21 protein-coding genes are annotated in these 19918 nt (G+C 45.0%); 6 read left to right on the forward strand and 15 right to left on the reverse strand.

The window, feature by feature from the left end:
* Positions 1-5: 5 nt before the first annotated feature.
* Together HCJ66_RS12395 and HCJ66_RS12400 are read left to right on the forward strand one after the other, a co-directional pair.
* Positions 6-491: a MogA/MoaB family molybdenum cofactor biosynthesis protein gene (locus HCJ66_RS12395; RefSeq protein WP_187133418.1), complete on the forward strand. Its 486-nt coding sequence runs from the start codon at positions 6-8 to the stop codon at positions 489-491.
* A 364-nt stretch (positions 492-855) separates the two neighbouring features.
* Positions 856-1740, forward strand: coding sequence for a hypothetical protein (locus tag HCJ66_RS12400; RefSeq protein ID WP_187133419.1), 885 nt, complete (start codon positions 856-858; stop codon positions 1738-1740).
* Between the two features lie 184 nt (positions 1741-1924).
* On the opposite strand, the gene HCJ66_RS12405 is transcribed toward HCJ66_RS12400, so the two are convergent.
* From HCJ66_RS12405 to HCJ66_RS12465, 13 genes are all read right to left on the reverse strand, one after another.
* Positions 1925-2485, reverse strand: a complete 561-nt coding sequence (locus tag HCJ66_RS12405; RefSeq protein ID WP_187133420.1) for an NADPH-dependent FMN reductase — start codon at positions 2483-2485, stop codon at positions 1925-1927.
* Positions 2486-2554: 69 nt separating this feature from the next.
* Positions 2555-3556, reverse strand: coding sequence for a GTP 3',8-cyclase MoaA (moaA, locus tag HCJ66_RS12410; RefSeq protein WP_187133421.1), 1002 nt, complete (start codon positions 3554-3556; stop codon positions 2555-2557).
* 19 nt (positions 3557-3575) lie between these two features.
* A complete protein-coding gene (gene moaC, locus HCJ66_RS12415) occupies positions 3576-4055 on the reverse strand; it encodes a cyclic pyranopterin monophosphate synthase MoaC (protein WP_187133422.1) in 480 nt (159 codons plus the stop codon).
* A gap of 18 nt (positions 4056-4073) precedes the next feature.
* Positions 4074-4316 carry a molybdopterin converting factor subunit 1 gene (gene moaD, locus HCJ66_RS12420; protein WP_187133423.1) on the reverse strand — a complete coding sequence of 81 codons (243 nt, stop codon included), beginning with the start codon at positions 4314-4316 and terminating at the stop codon, positions 4074-4076.
* Positions 4303-4725: a molybdenum cofactor biosynthesis protein MoaE gene (locus tag HCJ66_RS12425; RefSeq protein ID WP_187133424.1), complete on the reverse strand. Its 423-nt coding sequence runs from the start codon at positions 4723-4725 to the stop codon at positions 4303-4305. The genes moaD and HCJ66_RS12425 overlap by 14 nt, the downstream gene beginning before the upstream one ends.
* A complete protein-coding gene (gene mobB, locus HCJ66_RS12430) occupies positions 4722-5207 on the reverse strand; it encodes a molybdopterin-guanine dinucleotide biosynthesis protein B (protein ID WP_187133425.1) in 486 nt (161 codons plus the stop codon). Before mobB ends, HCJ66_RS12425 begins: the two co-directional genes overlap by 4 nt.
* The gene (locus HCJ66_RS12435) at positions 5186-6406 is read right to left on the reverse strand and encodes a molybdopterin molybdotransferase MoeA (protein ID WP_187133426.1); all 1221 of its coding nucleotides are present in this window, start codon (positions 6404-6406) and stop codon (positions 5186-5188) included. The genes mobB and HCJ66_RS12435 overlap by 22 nt, the downstream gene beginning before the upstream one ends.
* Positions 6407-6494: 88 nt before the next feature.
* Positions 6495-7247: a molybdate ABC transporter substrate-binding protein gene (modA, locus tag HCJ66_RS12440; RefSeq protein WP_187133437.1), complete on the reverse strand. Its 753-nt coding sequence runs from the start codon at positions 7245-7247 to the stop codon at positions 6495-6497.
* 94 nt (positions 7248-7341) lie between these two features.
* The gene (locus tag HCJ66_RS12445; RefSeq protein ID WP_187133427.1) at positions 7342-8517 is read right to left on the reverse strand and encodes a nitrate/nitrite transporter; all 1176 of its coding nucleotides are present in this window, start codon (positions 8515-8517) and stop codon (positions 7342-7344) included.
* A gap of 88 nt (positions 8518-8605) precedes the next feature.
* Positions 8606-9274, reverse strand: coding sequence for a respiratory nitrate reductase subunit gamma (gene narI / locus HCJ66_RS12450; RefSeq protein ID WP_187133428.1), 669 nt, complete (start codon positions 9272-9274; stop codon positions 8606-8608).
* Complete coding sequence (gene narJ / locus HCJ66_RS12455) at positions 9264-9839, reverse strand: nitrate reductase molybdenum cofactor assembly chaperone (protein WP_343069008.1); 576 nt, start codon at positions 9837-9839, stop codon at positions 9264-9266. The genes narI and narJ overlap by 11 nt, the downstream gene beginning before the upstream one ends.
* Positions 9832-11427, reverse strand: a complete 1596-nt coding sequence (gene narH, locus HCJ66_RS12460) for a nitrate reductase subunit beta (protein ID WP_187133429.1) — start codon at positions 11425-11427, stop codon at positions 9832-9834. The genes narJ and narH overlap by 8 nt, the downstream gene beginning before the upstream one ends.
* Positions 11417-15091 carry a nitrate reductase subunit alpha gene (locus HCJ66_RS12465; protein WP_425489663.1) on the reverse strand — a complete coding sequence of 1225 codons (3675 nt, stop codon included), beginning with the start codon at positions 15089-15091 and terminating at the stop codon, positions 11417-11419. Before HCJ66_RS12465 ends, narH begins: the two co-directional genes overlap by 11 nt.
* Positions 15092-15410: 319 nt before the next feature.
* Here HCJ66_RS12465 and HCJ66_RS12470 point away from each other — a divergent pair, with 319 nt between their 5' ends.
* The 4 genes from HCJ66_RS12470 to HCJ66_RS12485 are packed head-to-tail and all read left to right on the forward strand — an operon-like array spanning position 15411 to position 18096.
* A complete protein-coding gene (locus HCJ66_RS12470; RefSeq protein ID WP_187133431.1) occupies positions 15411-16082 on the forward strand; it encodes a molybdate ABC transporter permease subunit in 672 nt (223 codons plus the stop codon).
* Positions 16083-16085: 3 nt separating this feature from the next.
* A complete protein-coding gene (locus HCJ66_RS12475) occupies positions 16086-16736 on the forward strand; it encodes an ATP-binding cassette domain-containing protein (RefSeq protein ID WP_187133432.1) in 651 nt (216 codons plus the stop codon).
* Positions 16723-17280, forward strand: coding sequence for a molybdenum cofactor guanylyltransferase (locus HCJ66_RS12480; protein ID WP_187133433.1), 558 nt, complete (start codon positions 16723-16725; stop codon positions 17278-17280). The genes HCJ66_RS12475 and HCJ66_RS12480 overlap by 14 nt, the downstream gene beginning before the upstream one ends.
* A 21-nt stretch (positions 17281-17301) precedes the next feature.
* On the forward strand, positions 17302-18096 hold the full coding sequence (locus tag HCJ66_RS12485; protein WP_187133434.1) for a DUF817 domain-containing protein: 795 nt from the start codon (positions 17302-17304) through the stop codon (positions 18094-18096).
* Between the two features lie 112 nt (positions 18097-18208).
* Here HCJ66_RS12485 and HCJ66_RS12490 read toward each other — a convergent pair whose 3' ends face one another.
* On the reverse strand, positions 18209-18694 hold the full coding sequence (locus HCJ66_RS12490; RefSeq protein WP_187133435.1) for a DUF6985 domain-containing protein: 486 nt from the start codon (positions 18692-18694) through the stop codon (positions 18209-18211).
* A 12-nt stretch (positions 18695-18706) separates the two neighbouring features.
* A partial coding sequence (locus HCJ66_RS12495) for an HNH endonuclease (protein WP_187133436.1) occupies positions 18707-19918 on the reverse strand: 1212 nt, incomplete at its 5' end.

Below are 19918 nucleotides of genomic sequence, written 5' to 3' on the forward strand. Positions count from 1 at the left end.
TGAAAATGGAACAGAAGGAATTTATTCAGGCTCGAGTTGGGATTTTAACCATCAGTGACACGCGGAATTTAGACACGGATAAAAGTGGGCAATTGATTGTGGAGGCGCTTGAAGCAGCGGGACATGTTGTAACGCAGCGCATTGTTGTGAAGGATGATGATTTCTTAATTAATGAGGGGCTTGCTAAATTAAAACCACATTGTGATTGTGTAATTTCAAATGGTGGTACAGGGATTGCCGTGCGGGATGTGACGTTTGAGGCATTGTGGGATCAGGTCGCACAAGAAATTCCTGGATTCGGCGAACTATTCCGGATACTCAGTTATAAAGAGATTGGGACACGAGCAATGTTGTCACGAGCTTTTGCTGGGTTCACGCTCGATAACGTGTTACTATTCGTGATTCCTGGTTCGTCCAATGCTTGCGGGCTTGCAATTAATCAGCTTATTATTCCAGAATTGCCACATTTTTTGGCCGAACGTAGAAAATGAACATCCTAGCGGCAGTTATACCATATTGTCGCTAGGATGTTTTACTGTATCTGTATGGGAAGTTATCAAGTTCTACATAGTTTGCTTGTCTATTTTTACGCCAAAAGTGCTAGTAAACTGTTTCTGTATTAACTCCACTAAGTTCTACTTACACTTTATTTTTACTGCGGAATGTTTTTTTCTATTAATGACTTCTTTTGTTCGATTATTCTAACTTCAGTTACTTAGCACTTTACTACTCATGTATACTATATTACAGAAAGTGGTATATTGATGGACATAATTGGACAGCGTATATACAATAATGGAAATACAGCAGAAATACTGCCGTAAATAAACTGCCGTAATGGCGAAGGAGTTTGACATGGAAAACAAATTAGCATCAAAAGCACTTAATCTAGCATTGATTGGGACACTGTCATTAGGAGGATTTGTTGGATCTACAGCAATCTTAGCAACATCTGGGTCAACTGCTCAAGCCGCAAGCCTAGTTACTAGCCAAGGGAAGCCAGTTGTTACTTCTCCAGTAGTAGCTTCTCAAAAAGTTGTCACTGGTGTCGCACAACCAAATACTACTCTAAATGTTTGGGTAAATGGACAAAAAGTTAAATCTGTTATTACAAACGCACAAGGAAATTGGTCTATCACTCTTGACAATGCACTAAAAGTTGGAGATTATCTACAAGCTGAAACTATTATTGGTTCACAAGTAATTAATAGTGATCTTTTAAGAGCGACTACTGCAATAAATGATGTAAAACCTAAAGTAACTTCTCCAACAGCCCAATTTGAACAAGTTGTTACTGGAACTGCAAAACCTGGAGCAACTGCAAACGTATGGGTAAATGGAGTTTTAGCGAAAACTACTACTGCAGATACACAAGGTAATTGGTTTGTTATTCTTAATGCCCCACTAAAAACAGGTGATTATTTACAAGTTGAATCATTTTATGGCCCTGCACTTGCAAAAAGTGATCTATTAAAAATTAAAGTTGGGACTAACACAATGGTTAGACCTGTTATTCTATCGGGAGCTGTAGCAAATAGTTCTGTTGTATCTGGCTTTGCTGCATCAGGAACGCGCATCGATGTTTGGGTTTCTGGTGTTCTAACGAAATCTACTCAAGCTGGAACTGATAACAAATGGAGCGTAACACTAAACAAACCGCTTGTAGCTGGTCAGCATTTACAAGCAGAAGGTTATTTGAATGGCTTGAATGCATCAAGTGACTTACTTATTATTAAATAATTAGACGAATAAAAAATATTCATTCAAGTATAATTAAGGGCTTGTTGGGTTCGAATTAAACAGGAAATTCATGCTTCGGGAAAATCATTCTGGAGTTGCCGTATTTTTGGGCTGAACATAGAAAATAAACAAAAAGAAACACCTGTAATCGGTTAAAAAAATCGAGATAGCAGGTGTTTCCTTTTTATTTTACAAGTAAATCAGCAAATTCTGCTGAGACAGCTTGTAATGGTCCCTTGTAGCGCGCGAAGTCTTTTTCGATGTTTTTAAATTGGCCCTTCTCGTCGAACATCTCATCCGAAATATCGAGCGGTGGGTTCGTCGCCATGTTATACATATGCAAGCCTTGTGCTACGAGTTTCATGCTGAGCGTTGCTTGGAAGCCGCCATGCCTGCCATAACACATGATGCTCACTGGTTTCCCGCGCCATTCATCGTATAGGAAATCCAACGCATTTTTCAAGACTGCGGGATAACCCCAATTATATTGCGGAAAAATGAACACGAAACCGTCGTAGCCGCTGATTAATTCGCTCCACGCTTTTGTATGGGCTTTCTCGTATTTATGATGTGCTGGAATTTCTGGCTCATCTAAAAATGGAAGATTTATTTCCGCGAGGTCGATGAGACTCAGATTCAGCTTGTCGTGTTCCATTTCTTTCATTGCCCATTCAGCCACTGTCCGGCAGACACGTGTCGGGCGGTTACTTCCGATAATGAGACCAATATTGGGTTTTTCAGACATGTTCTTCACTCCTATGAAAAGAAAGTCCGCATCCTCCAAAACGGGGGCGCAGACTTCTTTTAATTTTAATTATCCTCCGATTTGGCTCATTCGCCGTGTCGTCGGTTTGTGTGATTGCATTTCATCTTGCAGGGCAATCGCCATCTCGTGACTTTCTGGTTTGTTGTCGATTGATTTTTGCACGAGGTCCATTAATTTTTGTGGATCATCGATGAACGGACGGATATTCATTTCTTCATCCCAATACAGGCACGCTTTAATGTAGCCATCCGCGGTCAAGCGCAATCGGTTACAACTTGCGCAAAAGTGGGAGCTGACTGGGTGAATCAAGCCGAATGTCCCTTTTGCGCCTTCTAATCGGTAGTTTTCTGATGGGCCATTGCCGCGAATCGAATCGACTGGTTGATACGCTAAGCCAGCTTCTTTACAGGCATCAAAAATGGTTTCTAGCGATAAATATTGCTTTTTCCAACTATCACCAGCGTGACCAATCGGCATATATTCGATGAAGCGAATGTTGATATCTTTGTCTTTTGTGAATTGCAGAAAATCTAGAATTTCATCGTCATTCTGGCCTTTTATCAAGACAACGTTAAGCTTGATTGGGAAAAAACCGACTTCTTCTGCTTTTGCGATACCGTCTAGTACTTTTTGCAATCGACCGCCGCGCGTAATTGTTTTGAAACGATCTTCTTGTAGCGAGTCTAGACTGATATTGACCCGTGTTAATCCAGCGGCTTTCAAGGCTTCTGCTTTTTTGACGAGATACATCGCGTTTGTCGTTACGGCAATATCCTCGATTTCGGGTAGTGCGCTAATTCCTGCGATAATATCCACAATATCTGTCCGCAAAAGTGGTTCGCCGCCTGTAATCCGGACTTTTTTGATGCCATAGCCAACCATAATTTTCATGAAGTCTACAATTTCGTCTTTGGAAAGCACTTGTTCGTGAGGTAGGAATGTCATACCTTCGTCAGGCATGCAGTATACGCAGCGCAAATTACAGCGGTCGGTGACGGAAATACGGATATAATCATGGACGCGTCCAAAGCGATCGGTTAATAGTTGCATGATTCCTGCCTCCTATTCGTTATTTATCGAAACGGAATTTTCCGCTTTTGCCTCCTGTTTTTTCAACAAGATGGGTGTTTTCAATGACGATTTTTTTATCTATCGCTTTGCACATGTCGTAAACGGTTAGCGCGGTAACGGATACGGCAGTCAAGGCTTCCATTTCGACACCTGTTTTGCCAATCGTAACTACCTCTGCTATTATCGTTAAATGGTCTTTGCCGTCGTCGGTGAACATGATATTCACTTTCGTCGTCATGATTGGATGGCACATTGGGATGAGTTCGCTCGTTTTTTTAGTAGCCATGATTCCTGCTACTTGCGCAACGGCTAGCACATCGCCTTTATCGATTTGCCCTTCTTTAATACGCGTCAATGTTGCTGGCTCCATATGTAGCGTCGTTTCGGCGATCGCGCGTCGTTGTGTTTCACTTTTCTTCGTCACATCTACCATATGCGCGCGTTGTTCGTCATTAAAATGGGATAGTTCATCAGTCATTTTATCGGCTCCTTCATCTCATCCTCCGCTTACTGGAGGGATTATCGCGATTTCTGAAACGTCGGTTAAAAGGCAATCGTCTGGCTGAAACTCCATGTTCACCGCAATCATGCATTTCGCCACGTCGGCTCTAATCGCTGGGATTTCTTTACTTACTAACTGTCTCACATCTGCGACAGTCTTGCAATCAGAAAGGTCGAGTTCTACTTGTGAAAAACCTGCTTTCTGGACGAGAAAAGCGAATAGTTTAATGGGCGTCATCTCGCTCACCTCCCCAACGAACACGATCGGTATCGACTTCTTCTTTCCAAATGGGAACGCGTTTTTTTAAATTTTCAATAATAAAACGGGAACCCTCATAAGATGCGGCGCGGTGTGGTGTGGCGACTCCGATGAAAACGGCGATATCGGTCAGTTCTAACTCGCCTAAGCGGTGAATCACGACCACATCGGCGTCATATTTTGCCTCGACTTCGTGTGCTAGTTTGGACAGTTCTTTGATCGCCATTTCTTTGTAGGCTGTGTAGCGAATCTTCTCGGTTTGAATGTCGCCGGTCCATTCGCGAATCGTGCCGACAAACATGTTCACAGCGCCAAATTTGGCATTGACTAACTCTTGGTATGTGGACCCAACGTCAATCGGATCCTGCTGTAATCTAACATCTATCATTGTAAAAATTCCTCGATTATCATCTGACATAAGGCAACTTGTGCGGCTTGCGTGCTTATTTTCAAAATGTTGGCTGGTAAATTGTCGCGCAATGTCGCCATCGTATGGATTCCTGGTAGAGATTCCAGTGTGGTGATATCTTCCCCGTCTCGCACCATCACAATTTTTGGAAACGGCGCTTCTTTGTAGCCTTCGATTAAAATCACGTCGGTTGGTGGTAATTGGGCAATCATGTTCTGCAGAGTGATGCCTTGATCCACCATAATCGCGTGTTGGGAAGAGGAAGATAGGGCGACGATATCCGCGCCGCTCTCACGAAACGAGTGGGAATCCGTGCCTGGTTGGTCGATGGTGAACGCATGGGCGTCGTGTTTGATGACTGCCACCGTGTAGTCTTGTGCTTTTAGTTGTTGCACAAAGCAGTTCGTGAGCGTTGTCTTGCCGCTTTTTTTGAATCCGGTTATTTGGAGGATAATCGCCATATCTCTATCTCCTCTCCTTTATTTTTGCCAGTTTTGCCGCTCGGGATTTTGATGAGGCATTCGGTTAGGTGTAAATTGCCAAGCGCGCTCGACATGTCGCTGCCAACGGGAACGGCGGTTAATTCGCCGGCTTCGTATAATAATTGCCCACGTAAAAAGCGATCGTAAGCGTTGTTTTTCGAATAATCCGCGCCCATTTTAGCTTTTTGAAAAGTGAATTGGGTTTCGATGTCGCCGCTCATTTTGGCGAGTGTCGGCGCGATGAGTAAGTGAAATGCTGTGAAACAGGCGCCGGGATTGCCGGATAAAGCTGCGACTAGCGTGTTTTCGTAGCGCATCGCCGTCGTGACACTGCCGGGCCGCATTTGGATTTTGTTGTATAGCAGTTCGGCGTCCTCTTTTGCGATAATCGCCATGAAATCGAAGTCCCCGACGGAAACGCCGCCTGTTGTGAGAATGAGGTCGGCCTGTTTTGCAAGATCGGTGAGCCGGTTTTTCGTCAACGCTAGGTCGTCCTCGATTTGTTCCACAGCAATGACTTCAGCTCCTGCATCCTTCGCCAGCGCCGCCAACATCAGATGGTTACTGTTGAAAATTTTCCCGTCCGCTAGAGGCTCGCCGGGTTGGACGAGCTCAGAACCGGTGGATAAAATCGCCACGCGCGGCCTGCGAAAAACGGTCACGGTCGGTATGCCGAATGCTGCAAGCAAGCTGATGGAGCCGGGATTCAGATGGTGATGTGCTTGCAGTAATGGTGCGCCTGACTCGAATTCTTCGCCGCGCTCTGTGATGTTTGTATTTTTATGCGTGTTGATGAGTGTGATTGTCGCGGAGTCACCAGTTTCGCGTGACTGCTCCAGCATGATGATTTTGCCAGCGTTTTCTGGAACTTTGGCGCCGGTCATGATGCGCACGGTTTCGTTTTCCTGCAAATCGTGATTGTACGCGGCGCCACAGGGAACGTCCGCCACGACTTGGAAGGTTCGCGGGTAATTAGAGTCATCCTCCGCGCGAATCGCAAAACCGTCATATCCTGAACGCCTGAAATACGGCATCGCCATCGTCGCGGTGGCTTCTTCTGCCAAGATTCGACCATTCGCGTTTGCAATCTGAATCTGCTCTACGCCAAGCATGACCACGTTCTCTAACAACCTTTTCTGCGCCAAATCCACCCGAATCGCCACTCGTTTATCCAACATGCCAAACACTTCCTTCTCCCACAAATTTCAGCTAGTTCCACTATACATCAAGCGCTGTGAAAATAACAGTGTAAGCGCTCACTTATCTTTAGTTCGCTGCGCCAAATCCATACTTCTTCAAAATTTTCTGCGCTTGCGTTCCTTCCATATACTCCATAAATTTCGACGCCTCATCAGCCACGTCGGAATCTTTCACTGTCGCCGCATAATAACCGATTGGGCTGTGCGACACGTTACTAATTTTATAAGCCGTCTGCACTTTTTTGGAAATCATCGCATCGGTTTGATATACAAAACCAATATCCGCGTTTCCGGATTCCACATACGCCAAAACTTGACGCACATCACTCGCCTTCACCAAACGAGATTCCACACTCGCCATCAACTGCTCTTTCGTCAAAAATTCCGCCGCATATTTTCCGGCTGGGACAGAAGCTGGATCACCAATCGCAATCACACGCGCCTTCGCAAGTTCTGTTTTAATATCACCAGTTGGAACACTTTTTTTCGGCATCACAGCAACCAATGTATTTGAGGCAATTTCCTGTTTTTCACTAATGAATTTCTTTTTCAACAATGTATCCGCATCCGCCGCGCTTGCAAGTACCACGCCATCAATTGGCGCGCCATTCTCCACACGCTCGCGAACTTGCCCCGAACCAGCGAAATCAAATTCTAATTCTATGTTATCATGTTCTTTTTCATACAGCGGCTTGACGTCATCCATCACATCTTTTAAACTCGCCGCCACCGAAATATGTATCGTTTGCGGTTCTGGCGCGCCACATCCAGCCAAAACTAGAAATAACACCGCTAAAACCAAACTGCTTTTTATCCACATTCTCATCTATGCTTCCCCCTAATTAAGTCTACCCCTATTGTACGGAATTTCCTAAAAAAAAGACAGCGAAATTATTCCACTGCCTCTTTTCAAATCAGTTTGTTGTAGCTGGTTTGCGTACATAAACCGCCCAAACCGTCACAAGACAAATGAGTGCGAACACACCCAGAAAAATAAATCCAAGTGCATAAGATCCTGTGCTTTCTTTAACAACCCCCAACAGAAGTGGTGGGAAAAATCCACCAAGTCCACCAGCAGCACCAACGAATCCCGTCACTGCACCGGTATTTCCTTTAGAAACCATTGGCACCATTTTGAAAACAATACCGTTTCCAAGACCAATAATAAGTGCTGTGATAAAAATAAGTGTCGTGAAGAAACCGTATTGCGTAAGTGAAAAAGAAATCAAGACCGCGGCTACAGCTACTAATGCAAAACCTGTCATTAATAGTTTAGTTGGATTTAATTTATCAGCTAGAACCCCACCAACTGGGCGCATGAATGTCGCGGTTGCTGCAAATCCAGCAGAAAACAGTCCTGCATTTACTGCCCCAATCGAGAATTGGTCGCCCATAAAGGCTGGTAAATAATTACTAAGCGCGACAAAAGCACCAAATGTCAGGAAGTAGAACAAAGATAAATACCATGTGTTCTTATCCTTCACAACTGACAACGATTGTTTCAACGTTTTCTTCTCTGTCGATAATGTCATTTCTTTCGCAAAAATAGCAAAGATAATAGAAATAACAACAATACCAATCATCAAGGAGTAATAAATCCAGTCAAATCCCCAGTTCTCATTAATACGTGGAAGAATCAGACCAGCAAGTGCATTACCAATGTTACCCATTCCGGCAATACCAAGAATTAAACCTTGTTTTTCAGCCGGGAAAAAGGTCGAAACATACGAAATCGCAATAGCGAAAGTTGTTCCAGCCATACCGATGAAAAACGCACAAAGCATTAAATATAAATAAGTATCCGCAAATGGAATCAACACCAACGGAATCAGCGTGAATAACATCGTGATAATATAAATTTTCTTACCGCCATACCGATCACTTAAAATCCCCATTGGAATCCGCATAATCGAACCCAAAAGCACCGGTGTTGCGATAAGTAAACTTTTTTGCGAAGCAGATAAACCAAACTCCTCTGCAATCTGATTAGAAACTGGCGACAACGAAGCCCAGACCATAAATGAAACTGCCATCGCAACTGTGGCAATAGTGAGCGCGACATAAGCGTCTTTTTTTGATGTTTGTTGCATTTTTTTATTTCTCCCTTCTTATGTTGAAAATCTTATAAGGTGTCTTGTTTGGCGTCTTTGGATTTATTTCCAACGACCTTCCACCCTTTTAACGTCGATAAATAATATAACTACGTTTCAAATACGTTAATGGTACGCTCCACGCATGCACCAATCGTGTATACGGAAACAGCGCGAAGATGATGAAGGCACATATAATATGCAGTTGGAAAAACAACGGCACGCTCGCCATCAAGCTCGCATCCGGTTGGAATACGAATAGCTGTCTGAACCAAATCGAAATCGTTTCACGGTAATCAAAACCAGGATTCGCTGGATTCGCAAACAATGTACTCGCCATTCCTAAAAACAATGTCACAAGCAACGCCAGATTCACGATAATATCCATAATCGAGCTCGTCATCCGCACACGATCATTTGACAGGCGTCGGAACGTCAATAGGAACATCCCTACAAACGCCATAACACCAAACACGCTACCAATTCCAACGGCTACAATATGATACATATGCTCGCTTATCCCAATCGAAGTCGTCCACGTTTTCGGAATGACCAAGCCGATAAAATGCCCACCAACTACGAAAATAATCCCCAGATGGAACAAAATACTACCGACCATCAATTGCTTTTTCTCAATCATTTCCGAAGACTTCGAGGTCACCGTAAAATGGTCATACCGATAGCGGAAAATATGGCCAAACACAAAGCTCGCCAAAACAAGATAGGGCAAAACAACCCATAAAAAATTATTCCACATGCTGCTTCTCCTCTCCCTGTTTCACGCAAACGCGCAGCTCATTCCGCATCGCCTCAATCACAAAGCGATACGGGTTCCCAGCCTCTTCAAGCGCCTGAAGCAAGTGATACGAGCCATCTTCAATCACGCCAACCAAAAGCTCAATGCTATCTCCTGCTCGATCGTCCATATACCAGTCACCAGCATCAATAAATTCCAACATCAGTGGCAAATAATCCGTCAACTCCGCATCATCTGGCAACAAACCGAACATCTCATAAAGCACTTTCAATTTCGCCAACATCTGCCCGCGTTCCCGCGCATCTTCAAATTTGTAAAATGTCATATAAAGCGTCGTCTTTTTATTAAAATCAAACGTGTCCACATATGTTTCCGTAATTTCGCCAAACGTCAGTGCAGAAATCTCCTCCCAAAACGCCGAGATTAATTCCAGCGTTTTAGGATTCGAAAATGTTTCTTCATGCAGAAACCGGTCATTCATAAAGCGTTTTTCAGGATACGACAGTACTGCCGAAATAGCGCCAAAAACAGCACGTTTCTCGTCTAGCAAGGCATAATTAATCACGCCAAATCCCCCCATAGAAACTTTCTTCATACATGTCCTGCGTTGATTTTGAAGGCTGCTGTGTACTATTTCCCATCGGCATCGGCGTATTCGTCACATCTGGCTTATTAATCTGATCCGCCAAACTACAACCGCCACAAACATCCTCAGAAAAACCAGACGAACCTTGCGCTCTATACGTGTCAATGTAATCCTCTTTATGACTCGCCGGGATCACAAAACGATCCTCATATTTCGCAATCGCAAGCAAACGATACATCTTCTTCACTTCCTGCTCCGTCATCCCGATTCGTTCCAATTTTTTCGTATCAAAATCTTTACCAGAACTCACCGCGCGCATGTACGTCCGCATCATCGCCATTTTTTGTAGCGACGTCTTGATAACATCCGTATTTCCTGCCGTCAGCAAACTTGCCAAATAATCAACAGGAATCCGCATTTCATCAATCGCTGGGAAAATCATATCCGGATTATTAATCGAATCTTTTCCTTCAAAATAGTTCATGATTGGCGAAAGTGGTGGCACGTACCAAACCATTGGCATTGTGCGGTATTCTGGATGTAATGGGAACGCAATTTTGTATTCCTTCGCCATTTTGTAAACAGGTGAATTCTGCGCTGCCTTAATCCAATCTTCTTTAATACCATCTTTACGCGCCTGCTCAATCACGGCCGGATCATGTGGATCAAGGAACAAGTCAAGTTGTTTCTCATACAACTCTTTTTCGTCCTCCACAGAAGCCGCTTCTTTCACGCCGTCCGCATCATAAAGCATCACACCAAGATAGCGAATCCGACCTGTACACGTTTCCGAACAAACCGTTGGCAAACCTGCCTCGATACGCGGGAAACAGAACGTACACTTCTCCGCCTTATTCGTTTTCCAGTTGAAGTACACTTTTTTGTATGGGCAACCAGTCATGCAATAACGCCATCCGCGACACGCTTCTTGATCGACAAGCACAATCCCGTCCTCATCGCGTTTATACATCGCGCCACTCGGACACGAGGCCACACAAGAAGGATTCAAACAATGCTCACACAAACGAGGCAAGTACATCATAAACGCTGTCTCAAAATTTGTTTTAATCTCCGTTTCGATGTTTTTCATGTTCGGATCGAGTGGCATGGTTGTTGGTGCCCCCGCCAAATCATCTTCCCAGTTTGGACCCCATTCGATTTCCATGTTTTTACCTGTAATAACGGATTTCGGACGCGCCACCGGTTGATTTTTCTTCTCTTTCGGCGTGAATAACGTATCGTAATTGTATGTCCACGGCTCATAATAATCCTTCAACTCTGGCATATCCGGGTTGTAGAAAATTTTTCCAAGCATAACTTTGTTCCACTTCGAACCAGCCGCAAGTTCCAATTTTCCTTTTCTCAGTTTCCAGCCACCTTTATATCGTTCTTGGTCTTCCCATTGTTTTGGATAGCCAATACCTGGCTTCGTTTCGACATTATTAAACCAGATATACTCAGCACCAGGGCGGTTTGTCCACGTATTTTTACACGTCACACTACACGTATGGCAACCGATGCATTTATCTAAATTCATAACCATTCCTACTTGTGCTTTAATCTTCAAGCCAATTCACCTCGTTTAGTTTCCGGACAGCAACATAGAGATCGCGCTGATTTCCAATTGGTCCATAATAGTTAAAACCATAGCTAAGTTGTGCATATCCACCGACCATTTGCGTTGGTTTCACGTGGATTTTCGTCGGCGCATTGTGACTACCACCGCGTGTTCCAGTAATCGAAGTCCCTGGAACGTTGATGTGACGGTCTTGCGCGTGATACATGTACATCGTCCCTTTTGGCATTCTGTGACTAACGACTGCACGAGCCGTCACCACACCATTTCGGTTATAAACTTCGAGCCAGTCATTATCTTTAATTTTGCCAGCTTCGGCGTCTTCATGGTTAATCCACACGTTCGGACCACCGCGGAAAAGAGTCAACATATGCTGATTATCTTGGTACATACTGTGAATATTCCACTTACCGTGTGGCGTCAAATAGCGCAACACAATCGTATCCGGCGTCTCCACAATCTCCTTATCACGAGGTGCAAAAACTTGCGGTGGCAATGTCGGCTTGTACACCGGCAAAGCTTCCCCGTATTGTAAAAACATCTCATGATCAATGTAAAAATGCTGGCGTCCAGTAAGCGTCCTGAATGGAACTAAATGCTCAATATTCGTCGTAAATGGCGAATAACGCTTGCCATCCGTATTCGAGCCCGTAAACACCGGCGTCGGAATAACTTCACGTGGTTGTGCCGTAATGCCTTGGAACGTAATCCGCTCCGCCTCACGTGGCTTCGCTAAATGACTAAGCTCCATTCCCGTCGCTTCCTCTGCCACTTCCCAAGCTCGAACTGCTACTTTCCCGTTCGTCGCACTAGAAATATGCAAAATCGCATTCGCCGCTTGTCGTTCCGACTCCATAATCGGCATCCCATTTTTAATTGTATCATCCTCATAAATTCCGTTGATACTCTTCACTTCTTCATATTCGCCACTCACTGGGAATTGTGTCCCATGCGCGCCAACCTTGCCAGTCCCAACATTCGGGCCAAGCGTAATAAACTTATCGTAAATTTGCGTATAATCCCGCTCAACAAATTGGAAATGTGGCATCGTTTTGCCTGGGATCGCCTCAACTTCGCCTTTTTTCCAGTCCTTAATCTCACCATAAGGCTGCGAAATCTCCATTTGCGTATCATGATTCAGCGGCAACATAATCACGTCGCGCTGCACCTCATGCAAGTGATCCTTCGCCATCTCAGAAAACGTCTGACTCAAATCCTTGAAAATATTCCAATCCGATTTCGACTCCCAAAGCGGACTAATCGCCGGGTTAAATGGATGCACAAAAGGATGCATATCCGTACTCGAAATATCCGTCTTCTCATACCACGTCGCAGCAGGAAGCACGACATCCGAATAAATTGGCGTCGCCGTCATCCGGAAATCAAGCGTCACCATCAAGTCCAGCTTCCCTTCTGCTTCCTCATCACGCCAAACCATTTCCTCTGGCTTAAACTCATCATTTGGCGTCGACAACAAATTATTCGTCGTTCCAAACAAATGCTTCATGAAATACTCCTGCCCTTTTCCACTAGACGAAACAAGGTTCGAGCGCCATACAAAAAGACCACGCGGGAAATTCACAGGATTACCCGGATCTTCCACTGCAAACTGCAATTTCTCCGATTTCAAATCATCGACAATCCCCGACACGATTTCCGCATCCGATTTGTCCTTATTTTCCGCCGCGAACAGCAAACTATTCTTGTTAAACTGCGGATACGAAGGCAACCAACCAAGTCGCGCCGCCAACACATTGTAATCCGCTGGGTGCTTATAGCTCGCTTTTTGCGCCAGTGGAGATTTCAAAGCATCTGTATCCATTTCTTCATAGCGCCATTGATCCGTTGCAAAATACCAGAAACTCGTCGCATTCTGTTGTCTCACCGCGCCCTGCCAATCCTTCGCAAAAGCAACCGTTTGCCAGCCCTCAATCGGACGACATTTTTCCTGACCAACGTAATGCGCCCAGCCTCCGCCGTTCACACCTTGCGACGCCGTCAAAATTACCAAGTTCAAAATCGAGCGGTAAATCGTGTCACTATTAAACCAGTGATTAATCCCAGCGCCCATAATAATCATCGAACGACCACCAGTATCAATCGCATTCTGCGCAAACTCACGCGCGATCTGCGTCACGATATCCGCCTTCACACCCGTAATCGGTTCCTGCCAAGCCGGCGTATACAAGCTATCCGCATCATCCAAACCACGAGCAGCGAACTTGTCCTCATCATGCCGCGCCACACCATACTGGCTCAACATCACATCATAGACCGTTGCCACTAAGCGCTTCGAACCATCTGCAAGCGTAATTTCCCGAACCGGCAATTCCCGTTCAAAAATCCCATTCCCCGTATTATCAAAATAAGGAAACGCAACCGTATCAATCCGGTCCAAGCCAACCGTCATCGCAGGCGCAATCACAGAACCATCCTCGCGTTCAAGCGACAGATTCCACTTCACGCCCTCTTCCCAACGTTGACCCATCGTCCCATTCGGAACCACAATCTCGCCCGTCGTCTCATCAATCAAACACGTTTTCCAATCCGCGTGCGCTAACTTTTCAAGCCCCGCATGCAAATCATCCTCACGCAAGAAACGGCCCGGCGTCAAGCCCTTATCCGTCTCGTCAAGCAATAGTAAAAACGGCAAATCCGTAAACTGTTTCGCGTAATCAATAAACTGCGATTCCGCGCGTTCCACATAAAATTCCTTCAAAATAACATGCGTCATCGCTTGCGCAAGAGCAGCATCCGTCCCAGGATTCGGCGCCAACCAATTATCCGCAAACTTCACGTTCTCCGCATAATCTGGAGCAACCGCCACAACTTTCGTCCCTTTATAACGAACCTCCGTCATAAAATGCGCATCCGGCGTCCGAGTCAGCGGCACATTCGAGCCCCACATCATAATGTAACCCGCATTATACCAGTCACTCGACTCCGGCACGTCCGTCTGCTCACCCCAAATTTGCGGAGAAGCCGGCGGTAAATCCGCATACCAATCATAAAAACTCAGCATTTCACCACCGAGCAGCGTCAAAAACCGCGACCCAGCCGCATAACTAATCATCGACATCGCTGGAATCGGGGTAAACCCTGCCAAGCGATCCGGTCCATATTTCTTAATCGTATAAATCAGCATCGCCGCGACCATATAATACGCTTCCTGCCACGACACACGAATCTGTCCACCCTTACCACGCGCACTCTTATAGCTCTCCGCCTTCTCAGGGTCTTCCACGATACTCGCCCAAGCCTTAATCGGATCACCATACTGCTTCAACGCATTTTGCCATAGACGCCACAATTTCCCGCGCACATACGGATATTTCACACGAAGTGGACTATACTCATACCACGAAAAACTCGCACCACGCGGACAGCCACGAGGTTCAAATTCCGGCATATCCGGCCCACAACTCGGGTAGTCCGTCGCCTGATTTTCCCACGTAATAATCCCGTTTTTCACGAAAACCTGCCAACTACACGAACCCGTACAATTGACACCATGCGTCGTGCGAACCACTTTATCATGGCTCCAACGATCTCGATACATCTTCTCCCAAGCACGGCTTTTCTCCTCCATCACCGTCCAGTTTCCGTTAAATTTCTCCGTCCGTTTAAAGAACCGCAAACCTTTTTTCCTCACTATGTACCACCTCATTTTTGTTATTATATTCACAAAGAAAAATAGTAAAATTCCTATCTAATCTGATAATACAACTTCTCCCCTTTTCGCGCATCGGGAAAATCCCTATATTTTATATTTTCAACCGACGAATCTTCTTTGACGGCATTTTCAAATAGTGCTATAATAAATACGAAAAGAGAGCCAATAAAGATGGTAGCTCAAGTTAATTGAATAGGCATTTACGACCATCTATTACCTCGCCTAAAGCTAATAGATGGTTATTCTCTGTCCTTTGCATTCATAATCATAACGAAATACATATAACATTCGGAGGTTTTCCATGCTAACACCAGTCCTGCACTCACTCTTAGTCGCATTTGCGTCTACCATTCTCGCGTTCCTCACCATGCTCCCACTCAGCTACTACTTCGCGAACCGCAAGTCCCGATTCCAACTCATTATCGAGATCATCATCCTGCTACCACTCGTTTTACCGCCAACCGTTGTCGGTCTCATTCTACTTAATCTGTTCGGAAAAAATGATCTCATCGGCGCTTTTTTATGGAACAACTTCAACTATAGCTTCATCTTCACGCTCGCCGGCGCCATCATTGCCACAACGATTATCATCCTGCCAATCATGTACCAAGGCCTAAAAAGCGCGTTCCTCTCCATCGATCACGACCTCGTCTGGGCCGCGCAAACCTTATCCGCAAACGCCAGAACTATCTTTGTCAAAATCATTCTTCCAAACTGCTGGCAACCCATTTTAGCAGGGATTTTACTGAGTTTTTGCCGGGCAATGGGGGAATTCGGAGCTAGCCTTATGGTCGCCGGTTACATCGAAGGCAAAACCGACACCATCGCGTCCAGCATTTATTTCATGGTTCAACAAGGCGACATGCGCACCGCCATTTATCTTGGCCTTATCAACGTCATCATTGGTATTTTCGCGCTGATGGTCATCCACATCCTGACCGTCCGCCAAACTAACTTAACGAGAGGAATGTAACCCATGGGACTACGCTTAAAATTCAAAAAGAAACTACCCTTTCACGACCTGGATATTAACTACGATTTCGTCGCCCCAATCACAGCGATTATGGGCGCGAGCGGCTCCGGCAAATCCACCCTTTTCCAATGCATCAGTGGCCTAAAAAAAATTGACGAAGGTATCATCGAATTTAACAACACCGCTTGGGACGATACATACAGCGATATCACCGTTCCAACCGCCGCCCGCAAAGTCGGCTACCTATTCCAAAACCTAGCCCTTTTCCCAAATATGAACGTCTTTCAAAATATCGCTTTCGGTCTAACCGTCAACAAGAAAAATCGCGCCGAAATCAAACAACAAGTCCGCAAAATAAGCGATTACTTGCAGATTTCCCATCTCCTTTTTTCCTCCGTTCAGAAATTATCTGGCGGCGAAAAACAACGCGTAGCCATGGCGCGAGCGATGATTATCAATCCAAACCTACTTCTTTTAGACGAACCATTCAACGGTCTTGACGAAGACACACGCAACATCTGCATCGAGCTAGTTGGCCAAATGGCGCGCGATTTCGACATTCCCGTCATTTTTGTGACTCATTATCACCAAGAAGCCGAATCGCTCACAGGAGAAATTTTGAAAATAAAGGATGGTCGCCTTGTCAAAAACTAAAACAATCGCAGGAATCATTCTCGCCGGTGGAAATTCCCGACGTTTCGGCGAAGATAAAGCGCTGTACAAAGAGACACCCGACTCGCAAACATGGGTAGAACAAACCGCCGATAAAATGCGCCCACTTGTCGATCATGTATTCATCGTCACTAACCAGCGCCTGTTCGCAAGCATCGATTCCTTGTTTCCAGACGCCGATACCACCGTTTTTTCAGACAAAGAACCATTCCTAGACAAAGGTCCACTCGGCGGCATTCACGCAGTTATGGACGCTAGCCATTACGAGCGTTACCTCCTCACACCGACTGACACACCTCAAATTACGACCGCGATTTTCGCCGAACTCATCCATCAGGGAAATGCCTATGCCGCGACCAAAACCGCCGACCACTATCTCACAGCCTGCATCCCTCATTGCAAAACTGAAATCGAGGCCATGTTACGCGACGACAACCTGCGCATTCGGCAACTTTTACAAACCATCGGCACGCAAAAAAAACTTTTCCAAAGCGATACCCCATTTCAAAATAGAAACTACAAATAAGCATCCCTCAGGAGGTACCACATGCGTTTCCTATCCCTACTCTGGCAATTCACCTGGACACAAATACTCTGTTGCATCTTCCCAGCCATCATTTTTCTCTCGCTCGCCTTTTCCAAATACATCGACATTCCCTTCATTCCAAGATACGATTTACTGCTCATCATCTGCATCATCGCCCAACTACTTTTAATCAAATTCGGCCTTGAAACATGGGATGAACTCAAAGTCATCATGCTTTTTCACGTTATCGGACTCGTGCTCGAAATCTACAAAATCCATATGGGTTCGTGGGCTTATCCCGAAGACGCCTACACAAAAATTCTCGGCGTCCCACTTTACAGCGGCTTCATGTACTCAAGCGTCGCCAGCTACATCTGCCAAGCATGGAAACGCTTCGACCTCACCGTCAAAAATTGGCCCAAAAGCAGCTACGTCATCACGCTCTGCGCCGCGATTTATCTCAACTTTTTCACCCACCATTACATCTGGGACCTGCGCTACATACTCATCATCGCCGTCCTCATCCTATTCCTGCGCACCGTCGTATCGTTCACAGTCGGCGACAAACGCCTGAGGATGCCGCTATCGCTGTCCTTCCTACTCATCGCCTTCTTCATCTGGGTCGCAGAAAACATCGCCAGCTTCTTCGGCGCTTGGTATTACCCCGACCAAGAAATCACCTGGCAACTCGTCGGCTTCGGCAAAATCACCAGCTGGTACCTGCTCATCATCATCACCGTCATGATCGTCGCCGAACTCAAATTCCTCAAAAAAGACCTACAAGAAGACAGCGAAAACCCACCGATTCACGACTGATTCGGTGGCTTTTCTCACTTAATAAAATGGATAAATGAGTACTTTGTTGTTTTAATAATTAAGACCTTATAAATTTTGTTCGAAAATGCGTTACCATTCCACCGTCGTCTTATCACAGCAATATATCTTGAAAGCCAACTTCTGTAACTATCTCATTTTCAAATTTAATACCTAAACCATGCTCTATTTCCCAAGAACAATCACAGAGAAAGCCCGCTTCTCTTGCATCATCATCAAAAACCATAGGAAACATTATTTGTTTCGGTGTAACTAGCTTATACAATTCCTCTTTTTTAGTTACTTCAGGGACATACCTATTTATATCTGCATCATTATCATACTGAGCTCTTATGTCAGGACTCTCTTTTTGATAAAAGTCAAAGGCTGCCCATTCCGCCTGTTTTACTCTCATATCAATCTCTTTGAAAAATTCTTTATATGACTCTACTTGAGCTGATTCAAAATCAGCATCGTCATCTGCATCTATCACAACTTCCAGCACTCTTTTTTCACCAAATAATTCTAATTCTATTTTTTTCACCCAACCATAATCAAACTCTAAATTCCCAAAAACCTCATGATTAATATTATCAGCCATTTTTTACACTCCTTATAGTCCTAATAATTTTTTGATTTCAGCTACCCCACCTAAATGACCAAATTTCCCATTTATAACAGTTGGTACTAATTGCATCGTTTGCATATCATTTAGTTCATGCCAAGTTAATTTTTGTTCCTTCCTCATCTTAACAATATCTTTTCTAGTGACTCCTAGTTGTTCAGCTAAAAGATCATCTGCCTCCCTAAAATTAATCCTTCTCTCAGTTGACATATTAGGAATTGTGACTTCACCAACAGATACTGGTGAAAAATCAGGAATTGCATCTGAATACTTGATTCCATCCAAACCTTTTGGTTCCAATATATCAGTGACCTCTTTATGTTCAGAAACAAAAGTAGACTCGCCACGTTTCTCTAGCCACTCCCCATTGTTGACAGGTGTTTGCGATAAACGCTCCTGATATGTGCTTGATGGTTTTACATTTGCTTTTTTTGCCAACCCTTCAGCAACCTCATCGCTACTACCTAAGATACTTTTAGCAGCATTTTCAAATCTGTGTGTATTTTCTGCGCCACCCATTACAACTTGTGTGGTACCAAAAGGAGATGCTACAACGCGCGGTTGAAAAAAGTTCTTAGCAGTTGTCTCTCCAAAATCTGCTACTTTACCTAGCTTACCTGCACCATTTCTAATTTGATTTTTAGCTACATTCGCAGTTGAACTCGCCACATCACTTATAACTCTCGGTGCATTCCGAATCCGCTCGGCACTCTCACGCAATGCCTGTCTTCCCATCGCATCGACATGGGATAATCCTTGCTTCGCCGTTTGTCGCAACGTCAACTTACTGCCAGCTTGTGCAGCGTCCAACGCCAATCCACCAGCCTTCGTCGCCGTACTAAACGCACGTATTCCTTTCACGCCCGGAATGATATCCAAGAACGCAAACGCACCACGTGTCGCGCGTTCGGTGCCATCCATTTCGCGCCCAGTCATCCAGTCTTTTCCGGTCGCCGCGCTGCTCAATTCCAGTGTACCATATGCAATGCCAAGTGCCAATCCTGCGGGTGGACACACAATGCTCACGCCGATAATCACAATCGCTGCTCCGATATCTCGCCATAATTCGAGATTCTGTTGCCCATCTCGAATCGAATCGTACTCAAACGCCCGCGAACCCGACACCGCCGATTGATATTGCTCGTATGTAAACTCCTGATCCGGATTCTGTTTACTATACTCCGCAAATTGGGCTTTTAG

It is taken from the genome of Paenilisteria portnoyi, assembly GCF_014322795.1.
GTDB classification, from domain to species: domain Bacteria; phylum Bacillota; class Bacilli; order Lactobacillales; family Listeriaceae; genus Listeria_A; species Listeria_A portnoyi.

Bases quoted from the DNA above. Each gene is read 5' to 3' on its own strand.
- HCJ66_RS12395 (WP_187133418.1), top strand. From the start codon at position 6: ATGGAACAGAAGGAATTTATTCAGGCTCGAGTTGGGATTTTAACCATC.
- HCJ66_RS12400 (WP_187133419.1), top strand. From the start codon at position 856: ATGGAAAACAAATTAGCATCAAAAGCACTTAATCTAGCATTGATTGGG.
- HCJ66_RS12405 (WP_187133420.1), bottom strand. From the start codon at position 2,485: ATGTCTGAAAAACCCAATATTGGTCTCATTATCGGAAGTAACCGCCCG.
- moaA (WP_187133421.1), bottom strand. From the start codon at position 3,556: ATGCAACTATTAACCGATCGCTTTGGACGCGTCCATGATTATATCCGT.
- moaC (WP_187133422.1), bottom strand. From the start codon at position 4,055: ATGACTGATGAACTATCCCATTTTAATGACGAACAACGCGCGCATATG.
- moaD (WP_187133423.1), bottom strand. From the start codon at position 4,316: ATGACGCCCATTAAACTATTCGCTTTTCTCGTCCAGAAAGCAGGTTTT.
- HCJ66_RS12425 (WP_187133424.1), bottom strand. From the start codon at position 4,725: ATGATAGATGTTAGATTACAGCAGGATCCGATTGACGTTGGGTCCACA.
- mobB (WP_187133425.1), bottom strand. From the start codon at position 5,207: ATGGCGATTATCCTCCAAATAACCGGATTCAAAAAAAGCGGCAAGACA.
- HCJ66_RS12435 (WP_187133426.1), bottom strand. From the start codon at position 6,406: ATGTTGGATAAACGAGTGGCGATTCGGGTGGATTTGGCGCAGAAAAGG.
- modA (WP_187133437.1), bottom strand. From the start codon at position 7,247: ATGTGGATAAAAAGCAGTTTGGTTTTAGCGGTGTTATTTCTAGTTTTG.
- HCJ66_RS12445 (WP_187133427.1), bottom strand. From the start codon at position 8,517: ATGCAACAAACATCAAAAAAAGACGCTTATGTCGCGCTCACTATTGCC.
- narI (WP_187133428.1), bottom strand. From the start codon at position 9,274: ATGTGGAATAATTTTTTATGGGTTGTTTTGCCCTATCTTGTTTTGGCG.
- HCJ66_RS12470 (WP_187133431.1), top strand. From the start codon at position 15,411: ATGCTAACACCAGTCCTGCACTCACTCTTAGTCGCATTTGCGTCTACC.
- HCJ66_RS12475 (WP_187133432.1), top strand. From the start codon at position 16,086: ATGGGACTACGCTTAAAATTCAAAAAGAAACTACCCTTTCACGACCTG.
- HCJ66_RS12485 (WP_187133434.1), top strand. From the start codon at position 17,302: ATGCGTTTCCTATCCCTACTCTGGCAATTCACCTGGACACAAATACTC.
- HCJ66_RS12490 (WP_187133435.1), bottom strand. From the start codon at position 18,694: ATGGCTGATAATATTAATCATGAGGTTTTTGGGAATTTAGAGTTTGAT.